This is a genomic window from Arminella tubonensis (assembly GCF_003240585.1).
GTDB lineage: Bacteria > Pseudomonadota > Alphaproteobacteria > Rhizobiales > Rhizobiaceae > Rhizobium > Rhizobium tubonense.
Genome location: NZ_PCDP01000035.1, coordinates 245955 through 272646, shown reverse-complemented (window position 1 = coordinate 272646; position 26692 = coordinate 245955). Strand labels below are relative to the sequence as shown.

Here is a 26692-nt window from a genome sequence, read left to right as displayed (position 1 = left end):
AGCGTGTGTGCGGCGGTTGCTATCTATGCCACGTTCGAGCGGTGTTTTCGATCTCGTCGTTTGCAAAGGGAAAAAGCCGGGCATCATGCGGAGCCCGGCAGCTGGATATGCGCTGTACGTGTTTTTCTTTGGCTTCCCCGTAAGCAAGCCTGGGGTGAAGCTTGCTCGAAGGTCGCGCATTATTAGCCTGTCCGAACGTCGCCTGTTGTCGCGGTCGGCTTCGGCTGCTGTCCCAGCCTGCGATAGCTGTGATTCACTGTTGCAATGATGCGGGCAAGGAAGGCATCGCCGTCAAAGCTCCTGGATGCGTGTGAATTTTCAGCGGCATGCGGCGTTGTGAATATGAAGGCTTCGACGTTGACGATCGGAACCTGCGACGTCGTTCTCACTTGTTTGATCCTGGCGGTGTTCGTGACGATTGCGTCGAAGCTGACCGTCGCTATCGCGTCCTCGAACTCGTTGAACGTATAGGTGCTCGTCACGGCAATTCCGCTATCGGTGAGAAGTGCATTCAGCCCCGCCACGGCCTGCGGGTTGGCCAGACAAAGCAGAACCTGCTTGGCTTCAAAGCTTGAGTGACTTGTGTGGATCATCCAGAAATTCCTAGCGATTGCGCGTCCAACCTAGAATAGTGCGGCCCTCGCAAGGTTTTGTTCCAATTTGTTAAGATATGTTGCTGGTGCTGAAGCGCCCGGCGCATGTCATTGGGATTGCACTGAATCTCCCGCCTCTCGTCAATTAAGGTTGCGCCTGATCTCATTAAGGAAGATTATTTCCGGTGCCGCGATGCCAGGTTCGGCCTCGGCTGATCTCAGCCATGGCGACGATGCATGACGCGATTTTGAGTTGTCGAAGCCTCACACATCTTTAGCGGCTGATACCGGCTTGCGTGATCGAAACTTGGGACATCTGGCCCGAGAGGGCTGTCAACAGGGAGATTCGCTATGAAGATTGTTATTATCGGCGGCACAGGGCTGATCGGGTCCAAGACCGCAGCGCGTTTGCGCAATAGAGGCCACGAGGTTCTGGCCGTCTCGCCAAACACCGGCGTCAACACCATCACCGGGGAAGGCCTGGCGAATGCTTTGGTCGGGGCTGAAGTCGTCGTTGACCTTGCAAACGCACCTTCGTGGGAAGACAAGGCAGTCCTCGAGTTCTTCGAAACGTCGGGCCGCAATTTGCTCGCCGCAGAAGCCAAGGCTGGCGTAAAGCACCATATTGCCCTGTCTATCGTCGGATCGGAACGGCTGCCGGAGAACGGCTATTTCAGGGCTAAACTTGCCCAGGAAAGGCTCATCAAGGGATCGCCCATTCCATACACGATCGTTCATTCCACCCAATTTTTAGAATTCTTGAAGGGTATCGCCGATGAAGCCACCGTCGGCACAGTCGCGCGTCTATCTCCGGCAGCGTTCCAGCCGATAGCATCGGACGACGTTGCAGACATCATGGCGGATGTTGCCCTTGCAAAGCCGATCAACGGAATGATCGAGATTGCAGGTCCGGAGCGCTTTCGCATGAATGAGATCGTCGCCCGCTATCTGAAAGCGATCAACGATCCGCGGAGGGTCGAGGCAGACGTTCATGCGCGCTATTTCGGGTCTGAGCTGGATGATCGATCGCTTGTGCCCGGCGAGGGTGCGAGGCTCGGCAGGGTTGGTTTCGAGGATTGGTTCCGACAGTCCCAGCAGCCGAGGGAAGTCCAGGCACCGAAAAACCGAGCCGGCTGATCTTTGGCCCGGCGTTTTCGACCGCGAAACGCATTCATGCAAACGCACATCTGCACTCAACACAAGGAGTTAGGACAATGAATTCAGCTCTGTTAGCGCTGTTTGTGTCAGTCACGGTTTGCCTGCTCGGCACTTTGCCTGTTGCTGCCGGAGAGACTGCAGCCGTCACACCGCTCATGAAAAAGGACCTTCCAGATTATCCTGGCAAGGAGGGGCTGATGATCTCGGTGGACTATGGGCCAGGAGGTTCCACGCCTATTCACAAACATGAGGCAAACGCATTCGTCTACGTTCTGGAGGGCTCGATCGTGATGCAGCTCAAGGGACAGAAAGAAGTCACCCTGTCGCCGGGAGAAACCTTTTACGAAGGTCCTTCCGACATTCACCTGATCAGCCGCAATGCCAGCAAGTCCAAACCGGCGAAGTTTATCGTCGTGCTGCTGAAGAACAAGGACGCTCCGGTTCTCATGCCGCTGAAGTGACATTCGGTAAGATGGCGAGGAACCAAGCGCCTTAGAGTGATGGCGGATGCCGGTCGGACGCCACCTCCGGCATCGCTTCCGATCTGGGGGTCCTTGGGACCCGAGGCAGACCAGATCGTTGTTCGGGACAATAGGTGGAGCAAGTCGATGAAAATCACGGTCATGGGAGCGAGCGGGCGCATCGGGACGCGACTGGTTGAGAACCTTCGACAGGCAGGTATCGAAGTGGTTACCGCATCCACGTCTCTCGGGGTGAACAGTGTAACAGGAGAAGGCCTTGAGCCAGCCATAGCGGGAGCCGACGTCGTCATCGACGTCACCAACGCCGCGTCATTCGGCGACAACTCGGCGCTGGCGTTTTTCAAGGCCTCCACCCGGAATCTATTGGCCGCATCTGCGGATGCTGGCGTCAGGCACTATATCGCCCTTTCGGTAGTGGGAACGTCTCGGCTCGTTGAAAGTGATTATTTCCGCGCGAAGATGGTGCAGGAAAATCTCATCAGGGCGGCGCGGCGTCCCTACACCATTCTTCATTCCACGCAATTCTTCGAGTTTATCAGCGGCGTGGTCGACATGGGGTCAGATGGAGATGGTTTCCGGCTTCCCTCGGCCTTTGTAAGGCCCATCGCTGCCGACAACGTTGCCGAAATGCTGGTCGAATTAGCGGTGGGAGCACCAAGGAACGATATAGTCGAGATCGGCGGGGAGGAGCAATTCGGTCTCGACCAAATTGCTCGTATGCACCTCGCAGCAAACGAAGACATACGCCAGGTTATTACCGATGACCGCGCACGCTACTACGGCGTCGAACTGAATGACGACACCTTGCTGCCGCTCAAGGGCGCGCGGGTGGGGTCGCAGCGCTACGTCGACTGGCTGACTAAGGGGCCTGCTTGACCGGAAAGACCGAATGAGATCGCGGCGCTGTTCGGGGGCACATTGGTCAATGAATATCCCGCGACACCGGATCGCCGATGCTGAAATCCAGGAATTCCACCTCGAATCCTTCGCGCTGGGGTGAGCAGAAGGCGGGGCCGATGGAGAGTTCTTCGTATAGTGGATCGAAATAGGCGAGGCGGGCCATGCGCCAGGTTTCCATGCGGTCCGTTCGGTACTGGATAAAGAGCGCGTCGCCGTTGCGCGTGACCTGCACTGACATCGCTTCGAAGTCGTGGTCTAGCCGGAAGGCGGACCAGTCGGAATGGCCGTTGGTGACGACGACGCTGAAGTGCCTTGCGCCATCGGTATACTCGATCCCGCATTTCATCCAGTGGGTCGCATCATGGCGGACCATCAAGCCGGCCTGATCGTAGAGTTCTTCGTAGTGGCCGATGAAGGTGACGTTGGCGGTGAAATCGCCGTGGCGGCGCTGATGCAGGAAATGGCCATCGTCGCGGTGGAAGCCGTAATAGGTTCCCTGCCAGAAATCGGTCTTCAGACCGGAACGGACGATCAACCGTTCGCCTCGAACTTCGGCAAAGGGCGGCGGATTGAGCCACGTCATGTCCTTGAGGTCGATCGGCATGTGTTTCTTTCTCATGGAAGAGCGGGCTCAGGCGGGAATGCGGATCGTTGCACGCAGGCCGCCGAGCGGGCTGTCGCCGAGGGTAACGTTGCCGCCATGGCTGCGGGCGATGTCGCGGGCAATGGCAAGGCCGAGGCCGGTGCCTGAATTGTCGAGATTGCGCGCTGCGTCCAGGCGGAAGAACGGCTTGAATACATCCTCGCGCGAGGCCGCTGGAATGCCCGGTCCGTCATCGTCGAACACCAGGGTCAGCCACTTGGAGCCGTGCTTGGCATCGATCTTCAGCGTATGGGCATAGCGCCGGGCATTGGAAGCGAGATTGGTGACCAGGCGGGTAAAGGCGTTCGGCCGGACAGCGACCGTATTCTCGCCCTCTATGGAGTAGCTGAAATCCTTGCCGTGCAGCCTGAAATCGGCTTCCAGTCGGTCGAAGATATCGCTCAGCGTCACCTTGCCGACATCCTCTTCGGCCTCGCCGCGCGCGAACGCCATGTAGCCTTCCAGCATGCTCTGCATGTCTTCGACGTCTTCGCTCATGCCGGCGAGTTCCGGGTTATCGCCGACAAGCGCGAGCTGCAGCTTGAAACGCGTCAGAACGGTGCGCAGGTCGTGGCTGACGCCGCTCAGCATCGCGGTGCGCTGTTCGATCTGGCGCTCTATACGCTCCCGCATGAGAATGAATGCGAGGCCGGCGCGGCGAACTTCATCGGCGCCTCTTGGCAGGAAGTTTTCAAGTCGCTGCCCCTTGCCGAAACTCTCGGCAGCACGGGCGAGCGCCTGGATCGGCCTGATCTGGCCGCGAAGGAAGAGAACGGCGATGCCGATCAGCACCAGCGACGTTCCGAGCATCCAGAAGATGAAGATCTGCGTGTTCGACGCGTAGGTCTGGCTGCGACGGGCAAAAACGCGGAGCACCTTGTCGGGAAGCTTGACGCGGATCTCGACGAGCTTGCTGTCGCCGACGGTGTCTACCCAGAAGGGAAGGTCGATCTGCTCCCGCATCTCATCGCTCAAAATGCTGTCGAGGATGGAGAAGAATGGTTTCGTGCGGGGTGGAGGCAGATCGCCGCCGGGTTCTATCGATATGCTCAGGCCGAGCTTTTCATTGGCGATCCGCGTGACCTCGGTATAATCGGCGTCCTGCGGGTAGGTCTGGATAATGTCGATAATGGCGGCGACGTCGCGGGTCGTTGCCATGGACAGGCGCTGGGTCACCATCTGCCAGTGCCGCTCCATGAACACGGCGGCGATGACAGCCTGCAGCAGAACCATCGGGATAATGATGATCAGCAATGCTCGGGCATAGAGACCGGTCGGCAATTGCCGGCGCAGCCAGCGTGCGAACCAGCGCAACCCCGCAGACGAGGATTGCTCATGATCGCGCCTGATCGTCTCGATTGTCGCCATTGCTGCTGATCCTGCTGCCGTAGAGACGGCCCTTCTTACTCTAGTCGATACTCAATCGGTAGCCGATGCCTCGAACCGTTTGGAGCCAGACGGGATTGGCGGGATCCTCCTCGATCTTGCGTCGGAGACGGTTGATCTGCACGTCGATGGTGCGTTCGCCGACATCGGCATCGTCGCCGATCAGTTCGTGGCGCGGAATGGTGTCGCCGGCGCGCTTGGCGAATAGCAACATGATTTCCTGTTCGCGGTCCGTCAGCCGGATCAGCTCGGAAGACTTCTTCAGCTCCTTGCGCGACAGCGAGAAGGTATAGGGGCCGAACATGACCTGTTCGATCTTCGGCGCGTCGGTCGGCGTGTTGCGCCGGAGGATGTTGTTGATGCGCAGCACCAGTTCGCGCGGATCGAAGGGCTTCGAGAGGTAGTCGTCAGCGCCAGCCTCAAGACCTGCGATCCTGCTGTCGGACTCGGCGAGCGCCGTCAACATGATGACCGGGATATTCTTGATATCGCGCAGACCCGCCGTCAGCGCTATGCCGGACTCGCCGGGCATCATCACGTCCATGATGATGAGATCGAAATCGAGCCCTTCGAGCTTGCGGCGGGCTTCGGCGCCATCGGCGGCAACCGTCACCCGAAACCCTTTTTCCATGAGGTAGCGATTGAGCAGCGCCCGGATGCGCGTGTCGTCGTCAACCACCAGCAAGTGAGCCGCATCGTCCGAAATGGCTGTTTTTGTCGTCATTCAATTCGTCTCGATCTTGTTTCTGTCCCGCATGCCCCTCAGAAACCTCTTGACGCTTTCGCGCTCGGCGGCAGAGGCGTTCTCGAATGCCTTCTCAATACGGCGCGATTGCGGCTCCGCCAGCGCCAGCGCAAGGTCGCGTCCCGCCTGTGTCGGGTAAAGCTTCCGCTGGCGGCGGTCTTCCGGGCCGGCCACCTGATGAATATAGCCTGAATCGATCAATTGTTTGAGGACTCTCGCCAAACTCTGTTTTGTGATTTTCAATGTTTCCAAAAGGTCTGCAACGGTCATGCCCGGTTCGCGGTTAACGAAATGCACGATGCGGTGGTGAGCCCGCCCGAAGCCGCTCTTGCCAAGGATTGCATCAGGGTCGGAAACGAAGTCGCGATAGGCGAAGAAGAGCAGTTCGATGATCTCGAAATCGACGATATCGGCATTTCCCATCGGTGTTGCCAGCAATTCCGGTTTTACTGCCTTCTGGCTCGTCTGTCGTGGCACCTTGGCATTTCCTTTCGTGTATCAGGGCAGTCCGGACACTTTAAGTCCTTGTTTTTATGCAAGTCGCTATCCCTTGGACCACAGTACGCTTTCGGGCGACATGCATCAGCAACTATAAGTCAGCATCGTTGACATAATACGATGCCATGCTAGTTTCCGCAAACTTGCGGCGGCTGGACGATATGGGCCTTGTCGGGCAGACTAGGCCGGGCTCCGCAAAACTCCAACAGAACACACTTTCTGCCAGTTGCGTCACTGGATAAAGTGTATTCGGAGCAACAATCAACAGGCTTGGCGTATGGGCGCCGGAGGATAGACGAATGGCATCAGTTCCTTTTGACCAACTGGATGGCGAAATCTGGTTCAACGGCGAGTTCGTTGCCTGGAAGGATGCCAAGATCCATGTGCTCACCCACGGACTTCATTATGCCAGTGCTGTCTTCGAGGGGGAGCGCGCCTATGGCGGCAAGGTCTTCAAGCTGACCGAACACAACAGACGCCTGCATAACTCGGCTGACATCCTCGGCTTCAAGATCCCCTACAGCGTCGAAGAGCTCGACAAGGCGACCATCGAACTCTTGAAGCGCCAGGGTTTTTCCGAGGCCTATGTACGCCCGATTGCCTGGCGTGGCAGCGAGATGATGGGTGTCTCGGCGCAATCCAACCGCATCAACGTGGCAATCGCCATCTGGCAATGGGGCAGCTATTTCAACCCGGCCGAAAAGCTGAAGGGGATAAGGCTCGATATCGCCGAATATCGCCGCCCCGATCCGCGCACCGCACCTTGCGCCTCGAAGGCTGCAGGGCTTTACATGATCTGCACCATTTCGAAGCATGCGGCGGAGGCCAAGGGCTATGCGGATGCGATGATGCTCGATTATCGTGGACAGGTGGCCGAAGCGACGGGTGCCAACATCTTCTTCGTCAAGGATGGCGTCATCCACACGCCGACGCCGGATTGCTTCCTGAACGGCATTACCCGGCAGACGGTCATCGAGCTGGCAAGACGCCGCGGCATCGAGGTGGTCGAGCGGGCGATCATGCCGGAAGAATTGCCGAGCTTCAGCGAATGCTTCCTCACGGGCTCGGCTGCGGAAGTGACCCCAGTTTCCGAAATCGGACCCTACAGGTTCACGCCGGCAACCATCTCGGAAACGCTGATGAACGACTACGTGAAGGAAGTCCATCCGGCAGCGGCCGTCGCCGCTGAATAGCTCAAACGCTGATCGAAAGCCGGGCGGGCATTGCGCTTCCCGGCTTTCGAAAGGTCGATATTACTTGGCGCGGTTCATGACGGCACCGACGATGCCGGAGAGCACGCCACCACCGATCAGTGCGCCGACGCCCTGGGCGACAAGGCCGGTCAAGCCAGCTTCGCCGCCGACCAGAGTGAGCAGAATGCCGCCGCCGACACCGCCGATCGCACCGGCGATGGTTCGGGCGACAACGTTGATCGCCTCCTGCTTCAGCACGGCACTCGTGAGGTTCCCGCCGACCGCGCCCGCGATCAGCTGAGTGATGATTGGCATCAAAGATTCCATGCTAGTCCCCTCTATCCTCCGGCCCCCATCGGTCCGGATCCCAATGTCACGTCTCCGTCCTAGACGATGAAGGGCAACCACCCTTCATGAGAGCGGAGTTTATCATGCAATTGTACAAAGGGATAGAAAGGCAACCGACACGAGAGAAATGAGGTGTGCGAAACTGCAATTCGCGTAAAAAAGGCGGCCACCTGGGCCGCCTTTCGCTGTTGTCAGTTGTAGACATACACCACCAGGTGGGTGCCGGGATCGACCAGAACCGGCTGGCCGTTGATTCGGACGTAGCTGTATTGATAGTCCGGGATGGCGTTGACGGCGATGTCGCGCGGCAGTTCCGTGCCGACTGCGACGCGTCCGTTGAGACGAACCGCGTCGACAGGGTTTTCTTCGATATAGGCGCGGACCGTCCGTGGCGGTGTTACCGCATCCTGGTTGTCCGCCGGGCCGATAAGCTCGTCGTCAGGGCCGGGCTGGGCTTGCGGCTGGACTCTGCCAGTGCTCAGGTCGTCCGTCTGCTGATAGGTGACAACAGGAACGCCGAGGTCCGTGCTGTGCTGCTCGACAATCACGGGGCCGCCGTTCTGCTCGACGCTCAGATACTGCGCATAAACCCAGCCGCGCATCCCGTTGACGTCGATGCGGCACCACCGGCTGCCGGCGACACATCCGTCGAGGACAGCCTCTGAGCCGCGCGTTGCAGTGCCGACAGACGGGTACTGCGTGCCGGGGCCACTGCGTACATCAATGTCGGAGATCGTGGTGGCCGACATCTCGGCTTGAGCCAGTCCGGCGCTTGAGGCGAGGATGACGCCCGCCAGCAATATATTTCTCTTCAAGCTCATCGGATTTCTCCTTTGTTGACGATCTCTTGATGGTTCGACAACGTGCGGTTTCCCTGGATGTTCCGAAATTGAGGAGCGTGCCAGTTTGCAAAAGGTGAGAATCGGTATTCAAACTATTGAAAATTATAGGAAATACACAATTTTCTCCGGAGTACCTTTTTTCGGATATTGTCGAGACGGCGCCAGACCACAAGGCAAGGATGTGCTTTGCGGGGGCTCCGTCTTTCCGTTGTTTTCAGGGCAAAGGGGCTGCACTTCGGCGTGTTTGGAGCTATACGGAAGGCTGGTATCTCAACCCAAGAGGCGCTTATGGGCATGCTCCAGGCCGGCATCATCCCGGTGACACCCTTCCAGCAGAATTGCACGATCCTGTTCGATCCGGACACCAAGGAAGGTGTTGTCGTCGATCCCGGCGGCGATGTGGAGCTCATCCTGGAGACGGTGCGTGAGAACGGCCTGACGCTGAAGGCGATCTGGCTGACTCACGGGCATATCGACCACGCGGGAGGCGCCAAGGAGGTCAAGGAAGCCCTCGGCCTCGAGATCATCGGACCCCATGAGGACGATCTGCCGCTGCTGCAGGTGATCGAAGACAGGGGCAAGGCTTTCAACATATCAGGCGTGCGTAACGTCACGCCGGACAGGTTCTTGAACGATGGCGACAAGGTCTCGTTCGGAGTGCACGAATTCGAGGTGTTTCACTGCCCCGGGCACTCGCCGGGCCACGTGATCTTCTTCAACAGGGAGCAGGGGTTCGCCCATCTCGGCGACGTATTGTTCCACGGCTCGATCGGCCGTACCGATCTTCCAGGTGGCAATCACAAGCAATTGCTGGATTCGATCCGCGACAAGGTGCTTCCGCTCGGGGACAACGTCGGTTTCATCTGCGGACATGGACCGGGTGGTCAGATCGGCGAGGAGCGGCGGACCAACCCGTTCCTTCGCGGCATATGATGCCTTAAACGCAAGACGCCGCTCCGAGAGCGGCGTCCTAGCTATCTTCGTCAAGGTCTAGTCAGTTGGCGACGCAGAAGTGGCGAGCGCCGTCGTAGCCGACAAAGGTACCGGTGCGGGCGTCAAAGCTGCCGTAACGGTCGTAGCAATAGCGCATCCACTGCGGAGACCAGGGACGAAGGCCGACTGCGACCGGACCGGGATAGTAAGCTTCGCGCGGTTGGACATAAACGCGGCGGGGAGCATAGTACGGGGGCGGGGGCGGCGGAACATCTTCGTCGTAGTAGGGGCCGGGCTCGACGTAGCGTGGCTGCCTGGCAATGGCCGAGCCGACGATCAGGCCGGTCGCGAGGCCTGCCGCGCCGATAGCCCAGCCGTCATTGTTGTGGTGGTGATGCCAGCCGTCGTCAGCTGATGCCGTCGAGAGGGATGCAAATGTCATCGCCAAAGCGGCTGCAGAGATTATAATGGATTTGCCGAAACTATTCATTGTCCTGTCCTTGCAGAGAAGCGAGAAGAGCCGTTTCATGCGCTTCGATTGTGCCAATCTAACGGCGGCAAGGTGAATACAGGCTGAATGAGAAGACCCGGCGTCCCGACCGGGCCTCAAGACTGCTATCGACGTCCAGATGCGTCAGCCGGAAACCTGAAGGTTGACGGCCTTCGGTCCCTTGCCGCGGCGATCCGGCTCGGTGTCGAAGCTGACTTTCTGGTTTTCGGAAAGGCCCGAGAGGCCTGAGGCCTGCACCGCGGAAATATGTACGAAGATGTCGGCGCCGCCCCGGTCGGGCTTTATAAAACCGAAGCCCTTGTCGGTATTGAAGAATTTCACAATGCCAGTCTCGGCCATGCGTCAAGTCCCTTTTCTCTCCGCCCGCCGTCCGTACGGGCGGTATCACTGTCTTACCCTTGCGGGCGCTTGCAGGCAGTTCTCGCAGTCTGAGGAAAGGGTCCCTCTACCTCGGCCATGATAACAAAATCGATATCGCGCATCGTTTTCATATCAGGCTGACCGGAGTATTGGCGTCTCCGGCGCGCATTTTTATAAGGACTTCCCATGCTCGTAAAATGCCCGAACACCCTTGAGAGTGCTGGGTTTAACGGGAATTGGCAAGCAAAAGTTTTTTAACGTTTCACGGCGAGCGGACTTCCTCGAAAGGAAGTCAAGGGCGGTTCGCCAAATTTTTTCTACATCATGCCGGATAGTCGCCCGTTTTGCATCGTCGGCGATATAACTGCCGCGAAATTTTGCCAAACGAAGGCATTCAAGCGGCGGTTTTTGGTGATTCGAGAAAATCATATCGTGCTGATGGAATTGTCAGATGCGGCACTCGCGTCAGGATTTCAGGCGGAGAGAGCCCGTCGGCGGATCATTTCCGGCACCAGTTCGACGACCAGCATCGCCGCGAACATCAGTGCGCATCCGACGTAGCCGAGCGGAGAAACCGTTTCGCCGAGAATGAGAGCGCCAAGCGAGGCGCCGAACAGAGCCTCGGAGGAGAGGAAGATCGCCGCCTGCGAGGAGGTCGTGTAGCGCTGGCCGATCACCTGCAGGGCGAAGGCGAGGCCCGAGGAGAAAATGCCGACATAGAGGATTTCCCATATCGCACTGCCGATCGCCTCGAAGCTGATCGGTTCGGCGACGACGGCAACGGCAAGGCCTGCGGCTGCGGTCACCGCGAATTGCGTGGCGGAAATCGCAAGCGGCCGACCGGTCTCGCGGACCGCCGTTCCGGCAAGCGTGATCTGGATGGCCCAAAAGATTGCGCAGACGACGGTTAGAAGATCCCCGACCGTGAGGCGCGAGAAGGAGCCGCCCGAGAGCAGGTAGATGCCCGTCAACGCCATGAGGGCCGCCGGCCAGATGACCCAGTGCGGCGGGCGGCGCAGGAAGACCACCGCGATCATCGGCACGAAGACGACATAGAGCCCGGTGATGAAGCTGGAATTGGTGACGGTTGTCGTCTGCAGGCCGACCTGCTGCGTGGCTGCGCCGCCGAACAACGCCAGGCCGATGAACAGGAACGACAACGTATTCCTGCGCGTGAGGGGTACTGCCGCCTTGCGGCCCTCCAGCCAGACGAAGGGAAGCACGACGACGGTGGCAACGGCAAAACGCAATCCGATGAACCAGAACGGACCGATTGCATGCATAGCCGTCGACTGCGCGACAAAGCCACCGCCCCAGATGGCGGCTGCAAGCAACAGAACCAGATTCGCCTGAATGCGCGTCATTTCCAGCCTTTAAATCAGGAATGGTTGCAGAAGGCGCGACGGTTAGCAGTTGTGTTTCTTCCGGGCAAGGGTGCGCAACGGATATGCAAACGGCCGCGACGCGCCAATTCAGTTCGTGTCCGCTGCCCGCGATATCCGCAGCAATGCGCCGTCGTCGGCATCCGTGGTTATGAGCAACGCGCCGTCGGGCGCGACCACTACATCACGCAGCCGGCCGAAATCGCCGGCGAACATCCGCTCGCGCTCGACGATCTTGCCGCTCTTGTCACGGTCGAGGCGGGAGAGCAGCTTGAATTTCAGGGCAGCGACCAGGAAATCGCCGTCCCATTCCGGAAACATCTTGCCGTGGTAGATGGCGAGCCCACCTGGCGCGATCGACGGGTCCCAATAGAAGAGGGGCTGCTCCATTCCTTTTTTCGCCGTTCCAACACCGATCTTGGTGCCGGAATAGTCCCGGCCGTAGGTGATGACCGGCCAGCCGTAGTTCTTGCCCGCTTCGGGATGATTGATCTCGTCGCCGCCCATTGCGCCGTGCTCGACGGTGTAGAGCTTGCCGTCGGCACTATCGAAGGTGATGCCTTCGGGATTGCGGTGGCCCTTGGACCAGATCTCCGGCAGCGCTTTCGCGCCATCCTTGAACGGGTTGTCGGCAGGAATGCTGCCGTCGGCATTGATATGAACGATAGAGCCGGCGTCATCCCTGAAATCCTGTGCCCTATCCATCTCGCCGCGATCTCCGAGGCTGATGAACAGGCTGCCGTCCCTGGCTATGGCGATGCGCGAGCCGAATTGCAGGCCGCCTGGGGAAAGGTGGTTCATCAGGAAGATGCGCTTGACGTCGGCGATCCGCGTTTCGTCGCTCGATAGCCTGGCCCTGAACGCGGCCGTCCCGATGCCGCCGGGGCCGGCCACCGATGCGGTAAAATAGATAGTCCGGTTTTCGGCGAATTTTGGATCCAGGGCGACATCAAGAAGCCCACCCTGGCCGCGGGCGGCGATATCGGGCAGGCCCTCGATCGGATCTGCGAGCTTGCCGTCACGAATGATCCTCATCCTGCCGGGCCGCTCGGTGACAAGATAGGCACCGTCTGGCAGGACCTCGACGGCCCACGGATGCTCGAGCCGAGCGGCAATGGTCTCGACCTTGACGGTGACCTGCCGGGTCTTGATGATCTTCGTCGCAGCGGTCGACGCGACCGGTGCCGCGACGGTCAACGCCGTCGATATCAACGCCACGATTTTTGTGATCCGCGTGCTGTTCAAGACCCTGTCTCCTTGCCGACAACCTTATGGCAACGTGGGGGAGAGCGGCGGCGGTTCAAGCCGGGTCGACGCAGGGGTAACGCATTTGTGCGAATGTCCGCGCCACGGTTTTTAGCATCGATAGCACCTGCGGTACGCCGACGATCAGAAATAACGTCACTGTGACGCCTTTGCGCTTGAAACCCGGCCCCACATTCGACATAGACCTTACCGCGGAAATCTGGTCCGATGACATGCGGTCCATTAGTGTTTCTGCTGTTTTCAATCGAATAGGACCGATCACCATGGCCTTTCTTGCCGACGCTCTTTCCCGTGTTAACCCTTCTGCCACCATCGCCGTTTCCCAGAAAGCGCGCGAACTGAAAGCAAAAGGACGTGACGTGATCGGCCTTGGCGCCGGTGAGCCGGATTTCGATACGCCCGACAATATCAAGCAGGCTGCGATCGACGCGATCAACCGCGGCGAAACGAAGTACACGCCGGTCTCCGGTATCCCGGAACTGCGCAAGGCGATCGTCGCGAAGTTCAAGCGCGAGAACGGTCTCGAATACGCCATGGAGCAGACGATTGTCGGTACTGGCGGAAAGCAGATTCTTTTCAACGCCTTCATGGCAACGATGAATGCGGGCGATGAAGTCGTGATCCCGGCACCGTACTGGGTTTCCTACCCGGAGATGGTGGCGCTTTGCGGCGGCACGCCGGTGTTCGTTTCGGCGACGCAGGAGAACAATTTCAAGCTGACCGCCGCTGATCTCGACAAGGCGATCACTGCGAAAACCAAGTGGTTCATCTTCAACTCGCCGTCGAACCCGTCTGGCGCTGCCTATACCCATACCGAATTGAAGGCCCTGACCGATGTGCTGATGAAGCATCCGCATGTCTGGGTGCTGACCGACGACATGTACGAACATCTGACCTATGGCGACTTCAAGTTCGTCACGCCTGTCGAAGTCGAGCCGGCGCTCTATGATCGCACGCTCACCATGAACGGCGTCTCGAAGGCCTATGCGATGACCGGCTGGCGTATCGGCTATGCGGCAGGTCCGCTGCAGCTCATCAAAGCGATGGACATGATCCAGGGCCAGCAGACCTCGGGCGCTGCGTCGATCTCGCAATGGGCAGCGGTAGAAGCTCTGAACGGTCCGCAGGATTTCATTCCGGCGAACAAGAAGATCTTCGAAGGCCGCCGCGATCTCGTGGTTTCGATGCTGAACCAGGCGAAGGGCATTTCCTGCCCGGTGCCGGAAGGGGCGTTCTACGTCTACCCATCCTGCGCCGGCCTGATCGGCAAGACCTCACCGTCGGGCAAGGTCATCGAGAACGACGAGGACTTCGTGTCGGAACTGCTGGAATCGGAAGGCGTCGCCGTCGTCCACGGCTCCGCATTCGGCCTTGGCCCGAACTTCCGGATCTCCTACGCTACTTCGGAAGATCTGCTCGAAGAAGCTTGCCGCCGTATCCAGCGCTTCTGCAACGCCTGCAGCTAAGCCCTGCGCATTGTCATGACCAAGAGCCCGCCAGCGATGGCGGGCTTTCTTATTTTGCGACTTGTTGACGATGTAGCTGCATGTGGCTACATTTACGGCATGAAAACCGTATCGATCCGAGACGCAAAGAACCGGCTGACAGAGCTTGCCCGAGAAGTCGAGGAGGGGGAGGTTATCGTCGTCACCAGGAATGGTCGCCCGGTACTGGATCTGGTTCCTCACAAGAAGCGCGGGGGCTTGGACCTGGAAGCAGGCGAGGCTTATCTGCGTGCAAAAGGTATCAAGAGGACGGAGATGTACATCGCCGATGATTTCGACGATCCATTGCCTGAAGACTTCCTTTTGAATCCCTTGCCATAAGCATGAGGCTTCTACTCGACACCCACATAGTCCTAGCCGTGGTCGACGGAAGTACTGCCCGGCGGTTTCCCAATATCAGCCAAATGCTCCAAAACGCGGGGGTTACCGGTTACGTGAGCGTAGCTAGTCTCTGGGAAATCGCAATCAAGACGCGACTGGGTAAGCTGTCTCCGAGTTTGCCTGTTGAGGCTATCCCAAGTTTTCTACTTTCGACCGGGTTGAATATTATTGCTATCGACGTTCCGCACGTACTGATCGCCGTCGATCCGGTTCCGATCACCCTCGATCCTTTCGATAGGCTACTGCTCGCCCAATGCCACATCGAAGCCATGCTGCTTGTGACAGTCGATAGAGCGCTGACCGATCATCGGCTTGCCTGGAGGCCAGGGGTATAACCTCGCGTAGAGATTCAATAATCTCCCGACCTGATTCCGCCTCAACCACTATCCCATTGATATCCCTCTCAAAGCCCCAGTCCCGTCAGCATGATGAACGTGGCGAAGAGGATGAAATGGGTCATGCCTTCGATGGCGTTGGTCTCGCCGTCGTTGAGGTTGATGGCGGCGGCGATCAGGGTGATGATGACCATTACCGTCTGGACCGGCGACATCGCCATGACGAACGGCTGGCCGGTGTAGAGGGCGATCGCCTCCATGACGGGGACGGTGAGGATGACGGTCGAGAGCGAGGCGCCCATTGCGATGTTGACGGTTGCCTGCATGCGGTTTCTGAGTGCCGCGCGCAGGGCGGTCAGGATTTCCGGAGCCGCCGAGATTGCCGCGACGACGATAGCAGCGATGGCGGGCGGTGCGCCGCTGTCCTTCAGTCCGACGTTCATGAAAGCGGCCATGAACTCGGCCAGCGCGCCGATGATTACGACGCCGACGAGAATGGTGGCGATCGAAATCGATGTCGATTCATCCGTCTCGCCTTCCTGCTCGCTCTCCTTCTTCTTTTCAGTGCGGGGGTAGCTGTAGCTGAAGAAGTAGCTGTGCTGGCCGACCTGCATGCGCAGGAACAGGGCATAGAGCGCGATCATCGCGCAGATGGTGAAGGCCGAATAATAGTGCCATTTGGCGTCGGGTATGAACTCCGGGACGATCATCGAGATGCCCATGGCGGTCAGGATCATCACGCCATAGGTCTTGCCGCTATCGTCGTTGTAGGACTGTTCTCCATGCTTGAGGCCGCCGAGGAGTGCTGCCAGCCCAAGGATGCCGTTGATGTCGAGCATGACGGCCGAATAGATCGTGTCCCGGACCAGCGTCGGCGAGCTTTCGCCACTCATGAGGATGGCGAGGATGATCACTTCAACGGCGACGGCCGAAAGCGTCAGGATCATGGTGCCGTAGGGATCGCCGACCTTGGCGGCAAGGACTTCCGCATGATGGGCGACGCGAACGGACGCGAGAACGATTGTCGCTATGAGCGCAACAGCCGCGATGATCGCGGCACCTCTACCCATCTCCAGGATCGCATGCTCGCTGAAATAAGCGACGACCGCGATGGCAAGTGCGACAAGGAGAAATCTTTCCTCCTTCAGAATGGTCGATGTCCCCACAGTCCCCAGCTCCGATCTCGATTCAGCTTCGCAATCTAAGACAATGATTTCTCACATCAAGCGCGCCGGGACCTAGCAAAAATTTGCAGTCGGGTCCTTTTGGTGGAATACTCCCCCAAATCGCGCTGCGGGATAGATGCTGCGGATATCAGAAGCAGCCTCCCGGACGCCACTGATGGAACGAGATGCAATCCGGAACGTACGGGCGCTCTCAGGCGCTCAGAAGAAGAATTGGGAGACATCTGCATGGTCAAGGTTACTTACGAAGTCGTTCCGCACGACGGTGGCTGGGCTTACAAGCTGGCGGATGTCTATTCGGAAGCCTTTCCTACCCATTCGGATGCGTTGCAGGCCGCCCGCATCGTTGCTGCAGAACAGCAGGTTGGTGGCGAGTCCGCCGAGATCAGCTACCAGGACGAGCACGGACGCTGGCACGAGGAATATACCGATGGCGGCGATCGCCCGGAAACCGAGGTGATCGACGGTCGCTGGATGAAGCGGCCGGCGGAGGCGTCGCCGGAAGCCTAGTTGACAGGCGCTTTAACAGGGTCGTCTACCGTCTACGCAATGTAATCCAGCAGCCCGGCCACCAGAGCGTCGAAGGTGACGCGGCAACGCGGCGATGATTTCAGGTTCTCATGCATCGCCACCCAGGTGCCCAGGGGCAATTCGAACTCCGGCAGCAGCCGAACGAGGTCCGTGTTCCGCCCGCCGAGAGGTATCTGGCACAAGCCTATACCAATACCGGCGCGCAGGGCTGCGAGTTGCGCCGGTCCGCTGTCGGCCTTGAAGGCAAACCGCGCCGAGTCGAGGACAGGATAGCGCTTCATCATCGTACGGATATAGGCGCTCTGGCGGTCGAAGCCGATCAGGCGGTGGTGGGCAAGGTCGGCAATGCGCTCCGGACTGTCGCGCCCTTCCAGATAGTGACGATGGGCGAAGAAGCCGAGCGGGATGATGCCGATGCGGCGGACGACGAGGGCGTCCTGCGATGGATCGGTCATACGCACGGCGATGTCGGCTTCGCGCTGCAGAAGGTCCTCCACCGCGTCTGAGGCGGAGAGTTCGATCGTCAGGTCCGGATAAGACCGCTGCAGCTTGGCGAGCATCGGAGGAAGAACTTCGATGCCGATCACCTCGCTGGCACTGATGCGTACCGTTCCAGAGATATTGTCGCGTTGACCCGACGCGGCGCGTAGCAGCGCTGCGGAGGTTGCGGCGAGGGTCTCGGCATAGGGTCGAAGGTCGAGCGCGGCTTCGGTCGGCAGCAGGCCGAGTTGCGACCGGGTGAAGAGTTCGGCGCCGATTGCCTGTTCGAGCGCATCGACATGACGGCCGACGGTCGGCTGGGTCAAGCCGAGTTCGCGCGCCGCGGCCGACAGCGAGCCATGCTGCAGCACGGCCAGGAAGGTCCGGTAGAAATCCCAGCTTGGTTCTATCATACGTATTTGTATATCAGCTGCACATTTTTACGCAATTTCGTTTATCTCATTCCCCAGGCATTGTCATTTCATCGAATGAATGGAGATGACGATGAGCGAACACACAGACAGCAGAAACATAGCCCTCGTTCTCGGTGCCACCGGCGGCATTGGCGGAGCGGTCGCCCGCGGTCTTGCCGCGCGTGGCTGGCATGTCAGGGCTTTGAACCGCGATGTGGCAAAGGCCTCTCAGCTGCTTCCCGACTACGAGTGGGTAGAGGGCGACGCGATGGAGGGCCGCGACGTGCTCAAGGCGGCGCAGGGCGTCAGCCTGATCGTCCACGCGGTCAACCCTCCCGGCTACAAGAACTGGGGTGAACTGGTGTTGCCGATGCTGGACAACACGATCGCGGCAGCCCATGCCGTCGGTGCCCGCATCGTCGTGCCGGGCAACGTCTATAATTTCGGTCCGGACGCATTTCCGATCCTGACGGAGGACAGCCCGCAGAAGGCGGTCACGAAGAAGGGCGCCATCCGGGTGGAAATGGAGCGGCGCCTGGAGCGCGCCTCGAAGAATGGAATTCCCGTCATCATCGTCCGCGCTGGGGACTACTTCGGGCCGGATGCAGCCAACAACTGGTTCGGCCAGGGTTTGGTCAAGGCAGGCAAGCCAGTCAGATCGGTGATGTATCCTGGAACGGGCGGGCTTGGGCATCAGTGGGCCTACATTCCAGACGTGGCCGAAACGATGATCCGTCTTGTCGAAAAGGGCGACGAGTTGCCCGCATTCGGCGTCTATCATATGGAGGGCTTCTGGGATGCCAACGGCCGGCAGATGATTGGCGCCATCGAGCGTGCTGTCGGTCGCAGGGTTAAGATCCGGAGCTTCCCCTGGTGGATGCTGCCGCTTGCAGCGCCGTTCGTCACCCTTATGCGGGAGCTTCGCGAGATGCTGTATCTCTGGAAGGAACCGCTGCGGATGCGAAACGACAGGTTGGTCGCGGCGCTGGGCTCCGAGCCCCGGACACCGATCGACGAAGCGGTACGCACGACGCTTGCATCGATCGGCTGCCTCTAATCTCAACTAGAAAGTTGCCGAGACGCAGCGTTTCTTAAGAGGCTGTCGGCGGCACCGGGAGGAGGGCGCCGCCGACGGGCTAGGCGGCTCAGTCCGGCGTGGCGACGTGCCAGTCCGGGCTCTTGCCTTCGCCCAACGTGTCGCCACGCTTCTTGTCGTCAAGGTATGTGTAGAGCGGCTTGCCATGATGAGCCCACATCTTGGTTCCGTCCGTGCGATCAACCAAAGTCCACTCGTCGCCGCCAGTCACGGTACCCGCAGGAGCTGCAAATGGTATCCAGGTAGTGGAGCATTGACCGTAGCAGGTGGTCGCGCCGACGCCGTCTTTGTCATAGGTGTAGAGCGTCATGCCCTTCGGGTCGGTATAGATCTTGGCACCATTGACAACGGTTTCCAGTACAGGATCCATTGCGAAGGCGCCGACCGTGCTGAGGAGGAGCGTCGCGACACCAAAAGAGATTATTCTCATAAAAATACTCCTTTAAATTGTTATAAACCGTACCATCATGGTCGGCAATACACACAATGCAAAGTTTTAATAATTGTTCCATCAGGTTGTGGAAATTCGTTTTATGAAGAGCAGGATCGCACTGCCCTGGCTGTGGGAAGCGGTTTGGCGAGCAGCCCAGAAATCTACTATCTTCGCAGAACCGCCAAATTCTCTCGTGAAGTAAGCGATTTCCCCTATTTTCGAGAGTCTTCGACGAAAAAGAACGAGTGACTTTCGCCACTCGTTCAAATCAGTTTGCTTTAAAATATGTGCGTATAAATTGAAATATAGCTAAGCGTTGATGGCGCTGCAGCTTGCATATGCCCGGTTACGCTACCTTTTCGAGCGTGGGATAGTCGGTGTAACCGATGCCTCCTTTGCCGTAGATTTTGGAAGTGTCCAGCGCATTCAGCGGCGCGTTCAACTTCAGGCGCTCGACCAGATCCGGATTGGAGATGAACGGCTTTCCGAAGGCGACGACGTCGGCCTTGCCGCTGTCAATCGCATCGATGGCCATCTGCCTGTTGTAGCCGTTGTTGACCATCCAGCCTGCCTTGCCGCCGGCAGCCTTGTAGGCGGCATGCAGGGCGTCGTAGTCGAAGGGCTTGTCGCCCTGCCGGAAGTCGCGGGCCCCGCCCGTCTCGCCTTCGACGATGTGGATGTAGGAGAGGCCGTACCTGGCCAACCCCTCGACGACATAGGTAAAGAGCGGCTGCGGTTGCGGGTCGGTGCTATCGCCTGACGGCGTCACCGGGGAGAGGCGGATGCCGGTGCGGCCTGCGCCGATTTCCTTGACAATGACGTCCATCACTTCGAACAAAAAGCGGGCACGGTTCTCTATCGAGCCGCCGTACTCGTCGGTGCGGTCGTTGGTGCCCGAGCGCAGGAACTGGTCGATCAGGTAGCCGTTGGCTGCGTGGACTTCGACGCCATCGAAGCCGGCGTCGATCGCGGCGCGGGCAGCCTTGCGATAGTCTTCAACGATGCCGGGGATCTCGGATAGGTCGAGCGCGCGAGGCTCCGAGGTCGGCACGTATTCGCCGGTCCCGTCGTCCCTGACGAGGAAGGTCTTGGCCCCGGCGATCCTTGAGGTCGAGGAAACCGGCTTGCCGCCGTTTGGCTGCAGGCTGTTATGCGAGATGCGGCCGACATGCCACATCTGCACGACGATCTTGCCGCCTTGCGAATGCACGCCGTCGGTTACTTTCTTCCAGCCGTCGAGTGCTTCCTTCGTATAGAGACCGGGCACATCGGCATAGCCTTGTCCCTGGTGGGAGATCGCTGTCGCCTCCGATATGATCAGGCCGGCGCTGGCGCGCTGCTTGTAATAGGTGGCGGTGATCTCATTCGGAACAGCGCCCGGCGAGCGGTTGCGCGTCAGCGGCGCCATGACAACACGATTGGCGATGGCGATGTCGCCGAGCTTTGTCGGTTCGAAGAGCTTGATCATAGGCAGTCCTTTGTAGCTGTTGGGAGGTTGAGAGGAATTTCGGCGAGGGCGAGGCCAGCACTGCGGGCGCGGCTCCTGGTGGATGCGAAAGTGAGGGTCACGGTTGCGAGGCCAAGGACGGCCATAGCGGCGCCGGCCAGGGGAACGCGGGTCAGCGAGAAGCCGGCATCGAGCACCGCGCCGCCAACCCAGGCGCCAAGCGCGTTGCCGGTGTTGAAGGCGCCGATATTGATCGTCGAGACGAGGTTCGGGGCTTCCTTGCCGAAGCGAACGACGGCGATCTGCAGGGCAGGGACTGCCGCAAACGCGACGGTCGCCCAAACGAACAGGGTAATCTCTGCCGGGATGAAATACTGGCTTGTGACGCTGAAGATTGCCGATGTCAGGGCGATGGCTGCAAACACGCCGGCAAGGGTCGTGCCGAGCCGCCAATCGGCAAGCTTGCCGCCCACCAGGTTACCGATCGTCAGGCCGATGCCGATCAGGAAGAGGGTCCAGGTAACGCCGTGCGGAGAGACGCCTGTTATGTCGCGCAGGAGCGGTGCGATATAGGTGAACAGCGCGAACATTGCGGCCGAGAAGAATACTGTCGTCAGCAGCGCGAGCCAGAGGCCGGTGCCGCGCAGCGCGGAGATTTCGCGCCGGAGATTGCCCTGGCGAACTTCCTCGTGTTTCGGAAGGACGAGCATCAGGCCCGTTATCGAGGCGATGCCAAGGACGGTGACAGCCCAGAACGGCGCGCGCCAGCCGAATGCCTGGCCGATGGCGGTGCCGAGCGGAACGCCGAGGACGTTGGCAAGCGTCAGGCCCGTAAACATCAATGCGACAGCGCGAGCCTTGCGGTCCTCGGCAACCAGGCCGGCGGCGACCACCGAGCCGATGCCGAAGAAGGCACCGTGGCAAAGTGCTGTCACGATGCGAGCGATCATCAGGACCCAATAGCCGGGGGCGATGGCGCAGAGCAGGTTGCCGAGAATGAAGAAGGCCATGAGCATGATCAGCGCCGAACGACGGCGCAGGTGCGCGGTCGAGATCGCCATGATCGGTGCGCCGATGGCAACTGCCAGCGCATAGCCCGTCACCAGCCAGCCGGCCTGAGGGATAGTCACCGCGAGATCGCTTGCCACGTCGGGCAGCAACCCCATGATGACGAACTCGGTGGTGCCGATCGCGAATGAGCTTAGCGCAAGCACAAGGAGGGCGAGGGGCATATCAGAGTTCCTGTTTCAGGCTAGCGCAAAACTCGGCGATGAGTTCTTCGTTGCGTTTGTAGAAGACCCATTGGCCGACGCGTTTCGTCGTTACCAAGCCTGCGCGGTGCAGAGTGCCGAGATGGGCGGAGACAGTGGATTGCGACAGGCCGCACCGTTCGAACTGACCGGCGCAGACACCCATCTCCAGCGGATGATCCTGATCGGCGAAATGCTCCTCCGGCTTCTTCAGCCAGTTGAGGATTTCGATGCGTTTTGGGTGGGCAAGCGCCTTCAGGATTTCATCCCGGTCCATGAAGCAAGCTTTCGAATATTGATTGATGACGATTTATGTATCGTCTTTTATCGATATATCAAGCTGGCCGAGTTCACGTCTCCGTGAGCATAGCTGCGGATGAGGATGATTAAACTTTAAGCAGGAAAGCAAAAAAAGAGGGCCACCGGCGTAAGCCAGGGCCCTTTAAGGTATGAAGGTCAAAAACCTCCAGAGGGGAACAGCTGCTGCGGTGGAACTGGGAGGAAAAGCCACCATGTGCATCAGCTGTACTCAAGATGGTGTTAAATTGTGCAGTGCGCAATAGTTTTTTGTGCAGGGCAGCTATGCGTTTGTGCAGTCGACGCTAAAACAGGAAAAAAGACAAAAAAAAGGGCCACCGGAAAGTCCGAGGCCCTTATAGGTATGAAGGTTAAATAACCTCCAGAGGGGAACAGCTGCTGCGGTGGAACTGGGAGGAAAAGCCACCATGTGCATCAGCTGAGTGCGATATGGTGTTTAAATGTGCATTCGGCAACTCACTATTGTGCATATCTGCCATGCGCGTTATGCATGAGCGGATATTTCGTCTGCAGCTAAACTTATTCAGAAATTCCAGTTGCGGGCCTTGGCGACGACGAAGTCCCTGAAAACCTTAAGCTTTGCAGCATTCTTCATCTCATCGGGATAGCAGAAATACGTGTCGAACGAGGGCACATCTGCATTGATCGCAAGTTGAATGAGCCCAGGATCTCGACCAACGATATAATCCGGCAGCACCGCAATGCCTATTCCGAGCAGGCAGGCCCGTTTGATCGAGGTCTGACTGTTGATCTGCAGATGCGGCGGACGCTTGTTGTCGGACGACCGTCCGGCGACCTCCAGCCAGTTGACGTCGAGCAGATACATCGGCGCCGGCTCGCCGAAGCTGATGATGCGGTGATCATCCAGATCCTCGACGGACTGCGGCTCTCCATAGCGATTGATGTAGGAGGGCGCGGCGTAGACGTGCATGTGCACGGTGAAGAGCTTGCGCTGGATAAGGTCCGATTGCTGCGGCTGGCGCAGGCGAATGGCACAGTCGGCGTGGCGCATGTTCACGTCCAGCTCCTCGTTGTCGAGGATCAGCTGGATCTGCATATCAGGATAGAGCTGCAGGAATTCCTGGATCTTGTCGGTGAGCCAGCCCTGGCCGAGACCGACCGTGGTCGTGACGCGCAGCTTGCCACTCGGCTTTTCCGTCGTCTCGGTGAGCTGCATCTTGACGGTTTCGAGCTTCAGCAGCACGTCATGGGCGGTGCGGTAGAGAAGCTCGCCCTGTTCGGTCAGGATCAGGCCGCGGGCATGGCGGTGGAAGAGCTTGATGCCGACGTCCTGCTCCAGCGCGCTGACCTGGCGGCTGATAGCGGACTGGGACAGATGCAGCTTGTCGGCCGCATGCGTGAAGGAGCCTGCCTCCGCAGCTGCGTGGAAAATTCGCAGCTTGTCCCAATCCAATGGCATTCCGCTCCCCCTCATCGGCGGATCACTCCGCCGCTACGGCGACAGGCATGGCGCCCGTCAAATATCGTTCTGCTTCAAGTGCTGCCATGCAGCCCATGCCGGCTGCCGTGATCGCCTGGCGGAAGGTGTCATCAGTGACGTCGCCTGCGGCATACACGCCTTCGAGGCTCGTCGCGGTCGAGTCCGGTGCGGTCCAGAGGTAGCCGTTGTCCTTGAGCTTCAGCTTGCCCTTGAAAAGTTCGGTCGCCGGCGCATGGCCAATGGCTACGAAGACGCCGTCGATCGGCATGTCGGTGATGACACCGGTGCGCGTGTCGCGCAGGCGCACGCCTGACACCGACGGCGGCATCGGCGGCTTGGCGGGCGTGCCGGTGATCTCGGCGATTTCAGTGTTCCAGAGCAGCTTGACGTTTGCCTTGGCGAAGAGGCGTTCCTGCAGGATTTTCTCGGCGCGGAAGAAGTCGCGACGATGCACGACGGTTACCGTTTTCGCGATATTCGAGAGATAGAGCGCTTCCTCGACGGCGCTGTTGCCACCGCCAACCACGATCACGTCCTTGTTGCGATAGAAGAAGCCGTCGCAGGTCGCGCAGGCGGAGACGCCGAAGCCCTGGAACTGATGCTCGCTTTCGATGCCGAGCCATTTGGCCTTGGCTCCGGTGGAGATGATCAGCGTGTCGGCTGTCCAGACGGTGCCGCTGTCGGTGCGGACCACAAATGGCCGCTGGTTGACGTCGACCTCGGTCACGAGATCGTTGACGATCTCGGCGCCAACATGGGTCGCCTGCTGCAGCATCTGCTCCATCAGCCAGGGACCCTGGATAGGATCTGCAAAACCCGGATAATTTTCGACATCGGTGGTGATCATCAACTGTCCGCCCTGTTCGAGGCCGGCAATGAGGACCGGTTTCAGCATGGCGCGCGCGGCATAGACAGCGGCGGTGTAGCCGGCGGGTCCTGAACCGATGATGAGCACCTTGGTATGGCGGGCAGGCATGGAGACGTCCTTTCGATGAGAGCGCTTCGGGAAACACGGCGCCTAAGCGGGCAATCAGGCGGTTTCGCGATCCGCAGTACCATTTATGATTGCCGTATGCATTTATTCAAGGGCAGCCTTGCGTTACTAACAGGGCAAATCGTGCCCAATGTAATATTCGGTTGCTTCTGAGAAACATTCTTGCGTATCGCGCCGCTTTATATAGAAACTGCCGCGATGGAATTAAAGAAAGGCCAATTCGTGCTCAGGGCTGAACTCGACGCCATCGACATCAAGATCTTGCGTGAGCTTCAGGGCGATGGGCGCATGACCAATGTCGAGCTTGCCGACCGGGTCGGCATCTCCGCGCCGCCCTGCCTCAGGAGGGTGCGCAAACTCGAGGATGCAGGCATCATCGAGGGCTACCACGCGATGCTGAACAGCCCCAAGCTTGGCCTCGATCTCGTTGCCTTCTGCATGGTCGGGCTGAAGCATCAGTCCGAGGCCAATCTGAAGGCCTTCGCCGCCGCGACCGCACAATGGCAACTTGTCCGCCAGGCATGGATGGTGTCGGGCGACAGCGACTTCCTTCTGCACTGCGTCGCGGAAAACCTGACCAGCTTCCAGGACTTCGTCATCGAAGTTCTCACCGCGAACGAGCACGTCGACACGGTCCGGACCATGCTCACCATTCGCCAGGTGAAGAAGCTTGGCCTGGTGGAGCTCTAAGCGCGTGGCCAGGTCGGACCGCCCGTGGCATCGCTCGATGATAAAGAGCGGTGCGCTGCTGCTTCTTGGCAGTCCGCGCGCCCATGTCCAGGACTGGTTTCCCGGCCTCAGGATCGATCTGGACACGACGACCGGTGCGCGCGACGTTCGTTATCGCGGCGAGAAGGTCGTCACGCTTTCAGGTGCGGACCTTCTGCGCGAACGGTCCCCCGAAAACGTCTACATCGTCGGTTCCGGCCCTTCGGTCAGAAATTGCGATCTGAGCCGGCTTGAAGAGGGGAGTGCCATCCTCCTGAATGGTGCGATCACCCTTATCGGCGAACAGATCGCCATGCCGCTGGCGATCGCCATAGAAGATGAACGCTTCATCTGGCGGCACTTCGATCTCGTGAAGGAGAAGGTCGCGGCCGATACGGTCTGCCTGCTTTCGGTCGCGGTTCTGAGAGCAATCTGCGAGCATGATCGTCGATGGCTCAGAGACAAGAAGGTCGTGCTGATCGACTATATCAGGAAGCCCTATGGGGAACGGCGGCGCTCGATCGATATGATCGCCCGTTTTGATTTCGTGGTGCTTAACGAGGATCGTTCGGCGGCGATATCCCTGTTGCCGGATCGCGGCGTTGTGCAAGGCGGATCGGTCGCCGTATCGGTGCTGCAGTTTGCACTCTACTGCCGGCCGCGAACCATCGGGCTGTTCGGGATAGACATCTCCAATGCTGATCAGCCCAGATTTTACGAGACAGGCAAGCAGACGGCATTCTCGGGTATCGCCGGTGCCGAGAAGCGAATTGTCGCCCACCTGGTTTTGGCGAAAAAGACCGCTGGGGAACACAATGTCGAGGTTATGAACTTTTCCCCGGTTTCGATCCTGGTGGACCACGGTTTTGGGTATGACGGCAGGTTCGCGGTTTTGAAGGATGACGGATCGGCATTGCCGTCCCCATAAGGAATGTC

General features: G+C 59.1%; 32 protein-coding genes. 12 read left to right on the top strand and 20 right to left on the bottom strand.

Features of this window, described 5'->3' with window-relative positions; genetic code table 11:
• Positions 1-182: 182 nt before the first annotated feature.
• Entirely contained in the window at positions 183-593 is a 411-nt protein-coding gene (locus tag CPY51_RS12960) for a hypothetical protein (RefSeq protein ID WP_111160623.1), read from the bottom strand.
• A gap of 351 nt (positions 594-944) precedes the next feature.
• Between CPY51_RS12960 and CPY51_RS12955 the strand changes: the two genes are divergently transcribed.
• The 3 genes from CPY51_RS12955 (at position 945) to CPY51_RS12945 (ending at position 3109) form a co-directional block, all read left to right on the top strand.
• Positions 945-1730, top strand: a complete 786-nt coding sequence (locus CPY51_RS12955; protein WP_111160622.1) for an SDR family oxidoreductase — start codon at positions 945-947, stop codon at positions 1728-1730.
• Positions 1731-1807: 77 nt separating this feature from the next.
• Positions 1808-2212, top strand: coding sequence for a cupin domain-containing protein (locus CPY51_RS12950; protein WP_195909515.1), 405 nt, complete (start codon positions 1808-1810; stop codon positions 2210-2212).
• A 147-nt stretch (positions 2213-2359) separates the two neighbouring features.
• Positions 2360-3109, top strand: a complete 750-nt coding sequence (locus CPY51_RS12945) for an SDR family oxidoreductase (protein ID WP_111160621.1) — start codon at positions 2360-2362, stop codon at positions 3107-3109.
• A gap of 46 nt (positions 3110-3155) precedes the next feature.
• Here the strand turns inward: CPY51_RS12945 and CPY51_RS12940 are convergent, their stop codons facing one another.
• Genes CPY51_RS12940 through CPY51_RS12925 form a run of 4 tightly spaced genes read right to left on the bottom strand, consistent with a single transcriptional unit; the run spans position 3156 to position 6384 of the window.
• Complete coding sequence (locus CPY51_RS12940; protein WP_111160620.1) at positions 3156-3737, bottom strand: DUF1349 domain-containing protein; 582 nt, start codon at positions 3735-3737, stop codon at positions 3156-3158.
• Between the two features lie 27 nt (positions 3738-3764).
• Complete coding sequence (locus CPY51_RS12935) at positions 3765-5144, bottom strand: ATP-binding protein (RefSeq protein WP_111160619.1); 1380 nt, start codon at positions 5142-5144, stop codon at positions 3765-3767.
• Between the two features lie 40 nt (positions 5145-5184).
• Positions 5185-5886 carry a response regulator gene (locus CPY51_RS12930; protein WP_111160618.1) on the bottom strand — a complete coding sequence of 234 codons (702 nt, stop codon included), beginning with the start codon at positions 5884-5886 and terminating at the stop codon, positions 5185-5187.
• Positions 5887-6384, bottom strand: coding sequence for a MarR family winged helix-turn-helix transcriptional regulator (locus CPY51_RS12925; protein WP_111160617.1), 498 nt, complete (start codon positions 6382-6384; stop codon positions 5887-5889).
• A gap of 320 nt (positions 6385-6704) precedes the next feature.
• On the opposite strand from CPY51_RS12925, the gene CPY51_RS12920 reads away from it, so the two are divergent.
• Positions 6705-7598, top strand: coding sequence for a branched-chain amino acid aminotransferase (locus tag CPY51_RS12920; RefSeq protein WP_111160616.1), 894 nt, complete (start codon positions 6705-6707; stop codon positions 7596-7598).
• A 60-nt stretch (positions 7599-7658) separates the two neighbouring features.
• Here CPY51_RS12920 and CPY51_RS12915 read toward each other — a convergent pair whose 3' ends face one another.
• Positions 7659-7925, bottom strand: a complete 267-nt coding sequence (locus tag CPY51_RS12915; RefSeq protein WP_111160615.1) for a hypothetical protein — start codon at positions 7923-7925, stop codon at positions 7659-7661.
• A gap of 212 nt (positions 7926-8137) precedes the next feature.
• The gene (locus CPY51_RS12910) at positions 8138-8767 is read right to left on the bottom strand and encodes a DUF1236 domain-containing protein (protein ID WP_111160614.1); all 630 of its coding nucleotides are present in this window, start codon (positions 8765-8767) and stop codon (positions 8138-8140) included.
• Between the two features lie 315 nt (positions 8768-9082).
• On the opposite strand from CPY51_RS12910, the gene CPY51_RS12905 reads away from it, so the two are divergent.
• Positions 9083-9721: an MBL fold metallo-hydrolase gene (locus CPY51_RS12905; protein ID WP_111160980.1), complete on the top strand. Its 639-nt coding sequence runs from the start codon at positions 9083-9085 to the stop codon at positions 9719-9721.
• A 61-nt stretch (positions 9722-9782) separates the two neighbouring features.
• Here CPY51_RS12905 and CPY51_RS12900 read toward each other — a convergent pair whose 3' ends face one another.
• The 5 genes from CPY51_RS12900 to CPY51_RS12880 all read right to left on the bottom strand — a co-directional run bounded on the left by CPY51_RS12900 (position 9783) and on the right by CPY51_RS12880 (position 13505).
• The gene (locus CPY51_RS12900; protein ID WP_111160979.1) at positions 9783-10211 is read right to left on the bottom strand and encodes a BA14K family protein; all 429 of its coding nucleotides are present in this window, start codon (positions 10209-10211) and stop codon (positions 9783-9785) included.
• Positions 10212-10355: 144 nt separating this feature from the next.
• Positions 10356-10571, bottom strand: a complete 216-nt coding sequence (locus CPY51_RS12895; protein WP_111160613.1) for a cold-shock protein — start codon at positions 10569-10571, stop codon at positions 10356-10358.
• A gap of 494 nt (positions 10572-11065) precedes the next feature.
• Positions 11066-11956, bottom strand: a complete 891-nt coding sequence (locus CPY51_RS12890; RefSeq protein WP_111160612.1) for a DMT family transporter — start codon at positions 11954-11956, stop codon at positions 11066-11068.
• 108 nt (positions 11957-12064) lie between these two features.
• Positions 12065-13219 carry a PQQ-dependent sugar dehydrogenase gene (locus CPY51_RS12885; protein WP_420820692.1) on the bottom strand — a complete coding sequence of 385 codons (1155 nt, stop codon included), beginning with the start codon at positions 13217-13219 and terminating at the stop codon, positions 12065-12067.
• A gap of 55 nt (positions 13220-13274) precedes the next feature.
• Positions 13275-13505, bottom strand: a complete 231-nt coding sequence (locus CPY51_RS12880; protein WP_111160611.1) for a hypothetical protein — start codon at positions 13503-13505, stop codon at positions 13275-13277.
• Between CPY51_RS12880 and CPY51_RS12875 the strand changes: the two genes are divergently transcribed.
• The 3 genes from CPY51_RS12875 to CPY51_RS12865 all read left to right on the top strand — a co-directional run bounded on the left by CPY51_RS12875 (position 13504) and on the right by CPY51_RS12865 (position 15461).
• Positions 13504-14706 carry a pyridoxal phosphate-dependent aminotransferase gene (locus CPY51_RS12875; RefSeq protein ID WP_111160610.1) on the top strand — a complete coding sequence of 401 codons (1203 nt, stop codon included), beginning with the start codon at positions 13504-13506 and terminating at the stop codon, positions 14704-14706. The two genes, CPY51_RS12880 and CPY51_RS12875, sit on opposite strands and share 2 nt — an antisense overlap.
• A gap of 99 nt (positions 14707-14805) precedes the next feature.
• A complete protein-coding gene (locus CPY51_RS12870; RefSeq protein WP_111160977.1) occupies positions 14806-15066 on the top strand; it encodes a type II toxin-antitoxin system Phd/YefM family antitoxin in 261 nt (86 codons plus the stop codon).
• A gap of 2 nt (positions 15067-15068) precedes the next feature.
• Positions 15069-15461, top strand: a complete 393-nt coding sequence (locus CPY51_RS12865; RefSeq protein ID WP_111160609.1) for a type II toxin-antitoxin system VapC family toxin — start codon at positions 15069-15071, stop codon at positions 15459-15461.
• A gap of 68 nt (positions 15462-15529) precedes the next feature.
• On the opposite strand, the gene CPY51_RS12860 is transcribed toward CPY51_RS12865, so the two are convergent.
• The gene (locus CPY51_RS12860) at positions 15530-16627 is read right to left on the bottom strand and encodes a calcium:cation antiporter (RefSeq protein WP_111160608.1); all 1098 of its coding nucleotides are present in this window, start codon (positions 16625-16627) and stop codon (positions 15530-15532) included.
• 246 nt (positions 16628-16873) lie between these two features.
• Between CPY51_RS12860 and CPY51_RS12855 the strand changes: the two genes are divergently transcribed.
• The gene (locus tag CPY51_RS12855; protein WP_111160607.1) at positions 16874-17155 is read left to right on the top strand and encodes a DUF2188 domain-containing protein; all 282 of its coding nucleotides are present in this window, start codon (positions 16874-16876) and stop codon (positions 17153-17155) included.
• Between the two features lie 32 nt (positions 17156-17187).
• Here CPY51_RS12855 and CPY51_RS12850 read toward each other — a convergent pair whose 3' ends face one another.
• Positions 17188-18069, bottom strand: a complete 882-nt coding sequence (locus CPY51_RS12850) for a LysR family transcriptional regulator (protein ID WP_195909514.1) — start codon at positions 18067-18069, stop codon at positions 17188-17190.
• 91 nt (positions 18070-18160) lie between these two features.
• Between CPY51_RS12850 and CPY51_RS12845 the strand changes: the two genes are divergently transcribed.
• A complete protein-coding gene (locus CPY51_RS12845; RefSeq protein ID WP_244598643.1) occupies positions 18161-19126 on the top strand; it encodes an SDR family oxidoreductase in 966 nt (321 codons plus the stop codon).
• An 88-nt stretch (positions 19127-19214) separates the two neighbouring features.
• On the opposite strand, the gene CPY51_RS12840 is transcribed toward CPY51_RS12845, so the two are convergent.
• From CPY51_RS12840 to trxB, 6 genes are all read right to left on the bottom strand, one after another.
• A complete protein-coding gene (locus CPY51_RS12840; RefSeq protein WP_111160604.1) occupies positions 19215-19595 on the bottom strand; it encodes a COG4315 family predicted lipoprotein in 381 nt (126 codons plus the stop codon).
• Between the two features lie 349 nt (positions 19596-19944).
• The gene (locus CPY51_RS12835) at positions 19945-21066 is read right to left on the bottom strand and encodes an alkene reductase (protein WP_111160603.1); all 1122 of its coding nucleotides are present in this window, start codon (positions 21064-21066) and stop codon (positions 19945-19947) included.
• Positions 21063-22277 carry an MFS transporter gene (locus tag CPY51_RS12830; protein WP_111160602.1) on the bottom strand — a complete coding sequence of 405 codons (1215 nt, stop codon included), beginning with the start codon at positions 22275-22277 and terminating at the stop codon, positions 21063-21065. The genes CPY51_RS12835 and CPY51_RS12830 overlap by 4 nt, the downstream gene beginning before the upstream one ends.
• A 1-nt stretch (position 22278) precedes the next feature.
• Entirely contained in the window at positions 22279-22572 is a 294-nt protein-coding gene (locus tag CPY51_RS12825) for an ArsR/SmtB family transcription factor (protein WP_111160601.1), read from the bottom strand.
• 564 nt (positions 22573-23136) lie between these two features.
• The gene (locus tag CPY51_RS12820) at positions 23137-24033 is read right to left on the bottom strand and encodes a LysR family transcriptional regulator VtlR (protein ID WP_111160600.1); all 897 of its coding nucleotides are present in this window, start codon (positions 24031-24033) and stop codon (positions 23137-23139) included.
• Positions 24034-24055: 22 nt separating this feature from the next.
• A complete protein-coding gene (gene trxB / locus CPY51_RS12815; protein ID WP_111160599.1) occupies positions 24056-25030 on the bottom strand; it encodes a thioredoxin-disulfide reductase in 975 nt (324 codons plus the stop codon).
• 240 nt (positions 25031-25270) lie between these two features.
• Here trxB and CPY51_RS12810 point away from each other — a divergent pair, with 240 nt between their 5' ends.
• A complete protein-coding gene (locus CPY51_RS12810; protein ID WP_111160976.1) occupies positions 25271-25738 on the top strand; it encodes an Lrp/AsnC family transcriptional regulator in 468 nt (155 codons plus the stop codon).
• A gap of 37 nt (positions 25739-25775) precedes the next feature.
• Entirely contained in the window at positions 25776-26684 is a 909-nt protein-coding gene (locus tag CPY51_RS12805) for a glycosyl transferase (protein WP_111160598.1), read from the top strand.
• The last annotated feature ends 8 nt before the right edge of the window (positions 26685-26692 follow it).